General features: G+C 27.4%; 7 protein-coding genes and 1 pseudogene. 3 read left to right on the plus strand and 5 right to left on the minus strand.

What is annotated here, in order from left to right:
• The 3 genes from PHC28_RS13030 to PHC28_RS13040 form a co-directional block, all read right to left on the minus strand.
• Positions 1-499, minus strand: a 499-nt coding sequence (locus PHC28_RS13030) for a radical SAM protein (RefSeq protein ID WP_300101273.1), incomplete at its 3' end; no start/stop codon positions are given.
• Positions 496-2,106 (minus strand): hypothetical protein, encoded by a 1,611-nt coding sequence (locus tag PHC28_RS13035; protein WP_300101276.1) that lies wholly within the window; start codon positions 2,104-2,106, stop codon positions 496-498. The genes PHC28_RS13035 and PHC28_RS13030, both read right to left, overlap by 4 nt.
• 31 nt (positions 2,107-2,137) lie before the next feature.
• Positions 2,138-2,800, minus strand: a complete 663-nt coding sequence (locus PHC28_RS13040) for a Type 1 glutamine amidotransferase-like domain-containing protein (RefSeq protein WP_300101279.1) — start codon at positions 2,798-2,800, stop codon at positions 2,138-2,140.
• Positions 2,801-2,920: 120 nt separating this feature from the next.
• Here PHC28_RS13040 and PHC28_RS13045 point away from each other — a divergent pair, with 120 nt between their 5' ends.
• The 3 genes from PHC28_RS13045 to PHC28_RS13055 all read left to right on the plus strand — a co-directional run bounded on the left by PHC28_RS13045 (position 2,921) and on the right by PHC28_RS13055 (position 4,603).
• Complete coding sequence (locus PHC28_RS13045; RefSeq protein WP_300101283.1) at positions 2,921-3,160, plus strand: hypothetical protein; 240 nt, start codon at positions 2,921-2,923, stop codon at positions 3,158-3,160.
• Between the two features lie 76 nt (positions 3,161-3,236).
• Positions 3,237-4,034, plus strand: a complete 798-nt coding sequence (locus tag PHC28_RS13050; RefSeq protein WP_300101286.1) for a polyphosphate polymerase domain-containing protein — start codon at positions 3,237-3,239, stop codon at positions 4,032-4,034.
• Complete coding sequence (locus PHC28_RS13055; RefSeq protein WP_300101289.1) at positions 4,031-4,603, plus strand: DUF4956 domain-containing protein; 573 nt, start codon at positions 4,031-4,033, stop codon at positions 4,601-4,603. The genes PHC28_RS13050 and PHC28_RS13055 overlap by 4 nt, the downstream gene beginning before the upstream one ends.
• A gap of 114 nt (positions 4,604-4,717) precedes the next feature.
• On the opposite strand, the gene PHC28_RS13060 is transcribed toward PHC28_RS13055, so the two are convergent.
• Together PHC28_RS13060 and PHC28_RS13065 are read right to left on the minus strand one after the other, a co-directional pair.
• Positions 4,718-6,538 (minus strand): carbohydrate-binding domain-containing protein, encoded by a 1,821-nt coding sequence (locus PHC28_RS13060; protein WP_300101293.1) that lies wholly within the window; start codon positions 6,536-6,538, stop codon positions 4,718-4,720.
• 57 nt (positions 6,539-6,595) lie between these two features.
• A pseudogene (locus tag PHC28_RS13065) lies at positions 6,596-7,366 on the minus strand (haloacid dehalogenase-like hydrolase).
• Between the last annotated feature and the right edge of the window lie 16 nt (positions 7,367-7,382).

Genomic DNA, 7,382 nt, shown 5'->3' on the forward strand with positions numbered 1-7,382 from the left:
GGTCTAAAGAATTTTGATTACAATTATCAGGGGTAAGAGTAGTAGAGAGTACTGTATGGGAATTACCTAACCCTAAAATTTTAACTCTCTTTATGGTATCAACAACTTTATCGTAAGTATCAATTCCCCTAACTCTCTTATGTGTTTCTCTATCGCCTTCTAATGAAAGGCAAACATGAATATCCTCAACTAATGGGGAGTATCTTTTCATAAAAGATTCTACTACGCGAGGATTAGAGGCATTTGTACTAAGAAAAAGCATCCTAAGTAAGGGTAGATGGGAAATAATTCTATCTGTAACTTCAATTAAGTCTTTTCTTAATGTTGGTTCTCCCCCTGAAATACAAAGGTCTTCAACTCCCCTAAATTCTTTATGAGAATATAATCTATCAAATTCTTCAGGACTCAATTCTTCTTCAGGTTCCTCTCTCCAAATCCCACACATTTCACATTTGCTATTACATCTTTGAGTTACTAATTGGTTTACTGATTTTATCATTTCAATTCTCCAAGTTTATTTAAAATATTTAATCTCCACGCGGAATAAAAAAGAAATTTTGAATCATCATTTAAATTTATCTTATCTAATATCTCCATGGGATTAAAGAGATTATTTAACCAAGACAATTTTGTTTTATTTAATTCAGTTAAGTAAACATTTTTTATTGAATTATTGATTTTATCTAAATCTTTTTTATTACATAATTCTAAAATTAAAGATTCTAATTTCTTAGCGTTTAATTTTACCCTTTTACTTTTTATTAATTTAATTAAATTAATTATATCTTTTAATAAAAAATTATAATCTCTATGATTAAATATGATAGGAATTTCTGTTGCATAATATCTACAAAAACCGAGAGGAGAATCCGAAGACAAAGATTGAATACTTTCATTATCCCATCTATCTGAATTAAAAAAACTTAAATTAATTACTCCCATAAAGTTAAATAAATGAGAAATCGAAGTATCGGAAGTCAATCCCAAAGTGATATTATCTTTTTCTATGTCTTTAACAATATCCGAAAGTGAATTATAAGATTTTAATTCAATATTAGAAGATAAACCCTCTTTATCTAATTCTATTTTAATTTCGTTAACCCAATTTTTATGGTGTTCTAAAAAATTAAACCCTTTCACAATAATTATTTTTGAATCAGGAGAAAATCTTAATACGTTTTTAGTAAAAGATACTATAAAATCTTTAGGAATTGTTTTGATTTCCTCGGAGCCAAATGGATTAATTAAGATATTTAGTTTATCCATCTTTCTTACTTTCTGTGGGATTTCCTTAGGGATTAAATGGGGTCTAATTATTGATTTCATATAATCTTCTATGTTCTGATTTCTTAAAAGGTGGTCTTCAAAAGACAAATGATAAATTTTCACCCCTCCATTTTCTCTTTCTGTAACCAAATTTCTTCCCAGTATGATAATTGATTTATTTTTCTTCAAGAGTTTCTTAATTAAAGGAACCGTTCTATTCCAATGCATATCAATAAAATCTCCTACAATACACAACCCAGAACATGATTCTATTTTATTCGAATTAAACTTGGAAGAATCAAATGAAAAGGCTAAGTGGGGAGAAGAATTTGAATAAACCTTCTTAAGTTTTAATCCAAATATCTCTTTAAAATTATCTACGAGATACATACCAATAAATGAATCTCCTACAAAAGTGTAGGGGTCAAAATAATCAAAGGAGTCATACTTTTTACAAATTTTCTTCGTTAAATTTCTAAAATCCTTCATTTTTTTAACTTCAATAAATTCAAAAAGATTATTCTCACCTAATTCAGAAATAAGGTTTATTCTTTGTTTTTCTCTAATCGGTTTTCCTCTCAAAAAGAATTTTATAGATACCTGCTTGTCTGTAACACCTTGGTATTTAATTTTTTTAGAAAGCATTGGAAATGGATAACCAACGTTTAATGTTGTATCTGCATCCTTTTCTCTTATTAAAATCAATGAGAAAAAATCGCTGTAAGAGATGTTTCTATAAATCTTTTTTGAATTAATAAATTTACTTATATCCTGTTTTATCTTGAGGCTATTTCTATCTACAATTTTCTGTAGAATTGGTAAATATTCGCTCCATTCCATATAACTACTCTGGAGTTACTATATATAAAAGTTATGCTAAACTAAATTTCTGATTCGGTAGAATTTTTTTTATTGTTGTCTTATAAAAGACATATGAAGGTTCTTCTCCAACAATCTTCAACTTATCTCCGTTGATAATTATCCCTGTTTTTTCAGGTAGGGCTATCACAGGAAATTTATTCCTTTTTATATAATCCTCTACTTTCTTTTTATCCTTTCTAAAATAATGGCAATAGATTGAAAACTTTCCTATTTTATTCAGCCCTTTAAAATCAGAAATTTTAACTTGGTCTTCATCATTTGCAGTCGATATATCTTTTCCAAAGATTATTGCCCCTGCACTCCCACCATAAACTATACCCCCAGAATCAACATAACTTTTTAGAACCTTCAAAAATCCGGAAATTCTTAAATCGTTTAGTAATTTATAAGTATTCCCTCCCCCAATATAAACCCCTGAATATTCTTCAAGTTTGATATTCCTTAATCCTTCAACACTTTTGACCATCTTGAAATTATTGAATTCTAAATCTTTAAAATTAGCTTGAATCCATTCTAAGCATGATTCGTAAGGAGGTTCTCTTGCAAGAGGGATATAAAGGACTGGTTTTCTCTTTCCAACTTTTTCTACAAATGCCTTATCTAACTCTTTTGAATCTTCTCCACTTCCTCCGCCAGATAAAAACAATGCCATACTAAATTAAAACTAAGAACATATAAAAATTTATTGATTTGATTAATTTCTTAGTATATATTTAAATATAAATAAGTTTTTATTTTGCTTCAAAATATTAAAAATAATTTGTTAAATAAAATGTTAGTAAGAGAATTTACTCTTTTGTACAATGGGCGAACTTGGGGTGTTTATGATGAAATTAGTTGTCCTGATAGAGCACCTTTTCCAGATTATTATTATCAAGTTTATGAAGTTCCAGAAATAAAAGAAGATGCGGTTTTTCGCGCACTTATGAGTGCTGCTGATTCTTTTAATAAAAATAAAGTTTTGCCGTCGAGAGAAAGAGATAATTTTCCAAGTTTGAGAGGTTTTTTATAAATGTATTTTAAGTCCATTCTATTTATAAAACAATTTTTTGTATTAATTTTATTGATTTAAACTTTTAAAAATCATAATGAAAAATAATGTAAATATTTGTGTAAGCCCTGAAGCAAAAGTAGATAGATATCTCGATAAATTTAGTCCGATAACTCTTGAAGAAATGAAAAGTTTCGAACTTCTTGATAGAGTAGAAATAAAATATTTAATTGAATTAGATAAATTATTTGAACTCCTCGACGAATTACCAAAATTTTATAAAATATTAAAAATTGGAAAGTATAGAAAAACTGATTATCGCACTATTTATTTTGACACGCCTGATTTTAAAATGTATAAAGAACATCACAACGGAAGATTGAACCGATATAAAATTCGAGTAAGAAAATATATGAACTCAGGATTATCCTTTATAGAAATAAAATTTAAAGATAACAAAGAAAAAACTTTTAAAAAAAGAATTCAGATTCCAGAAAATTTTTATAAATTAGAAGGAGGTATAAAAAAGTTTATTCAGGAAAAAAGTCCTTTTGAAACAAAAGATTTGTCCCCAGTTTTATTTAATAATTATACTCGAATAACATTAGTCAGCAAAAAAAATGTTGAACGAGTTACAATTGATATTAATTTAGAATTTTTTAATAAAGCCATAAATAAAACTATTAAATTACCTAACTTAGCAATAATTGAAATTAAGCAGGAAAAATTTTCAAAAAATTCTGATATTGTAAAATTGATGCGTGAAAAATCAATAAGGTCAAATGGATTGAGTAAATATTGTATTGGCGCAGGTTTGATTTACGACGGGCTTAAAACCAATAACTTTAAAGAGAAATTAATGATTATAAATAAATTAAATAGTGGTTCAAAATGAATGAAATATTTTTATATTTATTGGGATTTTTGTTTAATTTAGCGACGACAATTTTGATTACACGATTTATTTATTATCCTAAAAACCATAATAAAAATAATATTTTTACTTTTATTGCATTTAGCACAATTATCTTTTTTGTAGTTAGTATTTTGACAAGTATTGAATTGAGTGTCGGGGTTGGTTTTGGACTTTTTGCACTTTTTTCTATTTTGCGTTATCGTACAGACCCTATGCCAATAAGAGATATGACTTATCTTTTTATTATTTTAGCACTTTCTGTTATGAGTTCAATTATGTTTAGCGAAGGACTATATACTAAATTATTTGTTGCTAATTTTTGTGTAATAGTAATTATTTATTTTCTTGAAAAAGGATTTGGTTTTAATTATGAACAACAACGCGAGATAAAATATGAAAAAATTGATATGATAAAACCTGAAAATCGTGATTTGTTATTAAAAGATTTGAAAGAAAGAACTGGAATTAAAAATATTATTAGGTTTGAAATAGGTGAAGTTGATTTCTTAAAAGATTGTGCAGATATTATCATTTATTTTAAAGAGTGAGTTAAAAAATTCTGAGAAAATTAAAATTTATTGTCTTGATGATTATTATTTTTGGGTTTAATTGTTCTCGCTTTTTTATTGTTGATGTATTTTTAGAACTAGAAAATTAATTTTTTATCTCATTCCTCTTGGATTAGTTTGCATTCCTCCATCCATATTATTATTCATTGAATTTGCTGTTCCTAAAATTGTTATTGTACTTGAAATTGTAAATTCTTGATATAGTGTTCCTGCGTTATAATCTTCTGTTTCATATAATCCATTTGTCTCTGTTCCGCTTGCAGTTCCGTCGATATAAATTTTGTAAGTTTCTCCTGTTATTAATTCATTTGAACTTATAACAATTGCTTGGAATGTTTTTGCTGGTGCGAAAGTTAAAATATTTTTTCCGCTACTTGATTCTATATGAATTAATGTTCCTGCTGGCATTGTGCTTGTGAAAAATATTGAAACTGAATTTTGTTCTGAACTTGCATCTGGAGATTCTGCCATTCCTGAACTGCTTGCGACAACTAAAAATCCTCCATCAACTAAACATTCTCCGTTTACATCTAATCCTCCATTTCCGTTGTTGGTTGGACTATTAACTATTATGAATCCTCCTGTAATATACATGTCACCATTAGAATCAAGTCCATCGCCATTTGCATTTACATATAAATTTCCTCCAGAAATATAAAGGGCTCCGTCGATAGCGGCTTCCATAGGTGCAGAAACCATTGTGCTATCTGCTACATTAATTCCATCATCACTTGAAATTATCGATATTTCTCCATTGTTAATATAAATATTTTTACTTTCTATTCCTTCAATACTTTTTGCAATGTTAATTTCTCCGTAGTTGATTTCAATTAATTCATCGCTATGAATTCCATCATCTCCTGAAGAAATTTTTATTGAACATTTATTTATTTTTATTTCATTATTAGAATGGATTCCATCATCTGCTGAATTTATGTTTATTATTCCTCCATCTATTTCTATATAATAATCTGCCTTGATTCCTTTTGCACTAATTGTTTTGTCTGTGCTGCTTGTTGTTATATTTAATTCTCCGTCGTTAATTAATAAATAAGTTTTTGCGGAGATTCCGTCGTATTGTGAATTTATTCTTATTGTTCCACTATTGATAACAATCCACCCTTTTTCAGCATCTTCATCTTCTGTGACTGAAATTCCATCTTCTCCTGAATTCAATATAAATTTTCCGTTTTCAATAACTAAATAATCTTTTGCTTTTATTGCTTCTTTTTTTGCAGTGATTGTTATATCTCCGTCGATAATTATTAATTGGTCTTTACTTTGAATTCCATTTTTATTTTCTGAATTAATTATTAATTTTCCTAATCCGTTTATGTATAAATCGTCTTTGCTGTAGATTGCGGCAGGAGTTGCGGTTTCATCTGTGTCAGGGTCGACGTATTCGCTGTTATCTGTTATTGAATTTGTTGTTCCTTCTGCTAAAATTATAATTGTTTCTTTTGCACTTTCTATTAATATTGGAGAATTAGTTGAAGAAATTATATTTGTGCCATTTAAAATTAATTTTACTTCGCCTTCATCTTCTGATGATACAATAATCTGTCCTTCATTTAATGTTCCGCTGATTACATAAGTTCCGCTTGAATTAATATTTACAATTGAATCTTCATCATTAAGATTTATAGTTTGGATTTCAGATTCTTCCCGATTATCAGAGATATCTACGTCGCTGTAATCATAATTTGTGTATTTATATATTTCTTCAGTTGTTATGCCTGTTAAAATAGTTGCAGTTTCTTCTATATTATCATCGTAATCTAAATTTTCAGAATCGTCGCCTGAAAAAATATTTTCTTCTGTTTCTTTATTTAATTTATAAAATAAAACTAAACTTATTAGTAATATTGCAGAAATTATAATTATTATTACCTTTAGATTTTTACTCGAATTCATAATATTTTTACTTTTTCTTCTTTTATAATATAGATGGACTTGAAATACATTTAATTTTTATAATATCTCGCTAATTAAATTATTTATATAAGAAAAATCTGCGTCATTTAAAATTATTATGTCAAAATTTTTTTTATATTCTTCGAGGTTTTTTTCTGGTTCTTCATTCAGAAAAGCAATTTTAATTAAATTTTTATAAGGAAAACCTTCTACCATTTTTAAATCTCCAAGGGAATCTCCGAGCAAAATTACATTTTTTCTTTTTAGAAGTTCTTGATAGATTTTGAGATTTTTAATTTCTGCTTCGTGCTTATTGAAAACATGAATTATTTTTTCTATTTTTATGAATTTTCCGTGTTCGTTGAATTTTAAATTATTTCCAATTACATGTGTGTTTTCAAAGAAAAGATTTTTTTGTTTTAATATTTCGATTAATGAATCGCTTATGCTCGACGATAAAATGATTAATTGGATTTTATTTTTGTTTAGATTTTCAAAAAATTCTTTTACACCTTTTCTTAATACAATAATTTTGTCTTGAATTATTTCTTCTGCAACTTTTTTTAGTGTTGCTTTGTCTAATCCTGATTCTATTAGTAAATCGAAGTGGGCTTTCCACCATTCTTGCATTTTATGATTCCTTTCTTATTGAGAAATTTCTGCAGAGATTTCGATTGGGTGATATTTGTTAAAAAGTGCGTGAGCTTTTTCTGCGTACTCTTTGCTTAAATATTTTCCATTTCTTAAAATTGAAATAATGCTTGGAGCAGGTTTTCCGTCTTTGATTCCGTAAGAAAGAGTCCTGTCAAAATCAGAAAGGATGTGCAATGAATTTTTTCCGTCG

This window comes from Flavobacterium sp. (assembly GCF_028712645.1).
In the GTDB taxonomy this organism is placed as follows: Bacteria; Bacteroidota; Bacteroidia; order Flavobacteriales; family Flavobacteriaceae; genus Flavobacterium.

Excerpts from the sequence above, each read along its gene's own strand:
- PHC28_RS13040 (WP_300101279.1), bottom strand. The coding sequence starts at position 2,800 with ATGGCATTGTTTTTATCTGGCGGAGGAAGTGGAGAAGATTCAAAAGAG.
- PHC28_RS13035 (WP_300101276.1), bottom strand. The coding sequence starts at position 2,106 with ATGGAATGGAGCGAATATTTACCAATTCTACAGAAAATTGTAGATAGA.
- PHC28_RS13055 (WP_300101289.1), top strand. The coding sequence starts at position 4,031 with ATGAATGAAATATTTTTATATTTATTGGGATTTTTGTTTAATTTAGCG.
- PHC28_RS13045 (WP_300101283.1), top strand. The coding sequence starts at position 2,921 with ATGTTAGTAAGAGAATTTACTCTTTTGTACAATGGGCGAACTTGGGGT.
- PHC28_RS13050 (WP_300101286.1), top strand. The coding sequence starts at position 3,237 with ATGAAAAATAATGTAAATATTTGTGTAAGCCCTGAAGCAAAAGTAGAT.
- PHC28_RS13060 (WP_300101293.1), bottom strand. The coding sequence starts at position 6,538 with ATGAATTCGAGTAAAAATCTAAAGGTAATAATAATTATAATTTCTGCA.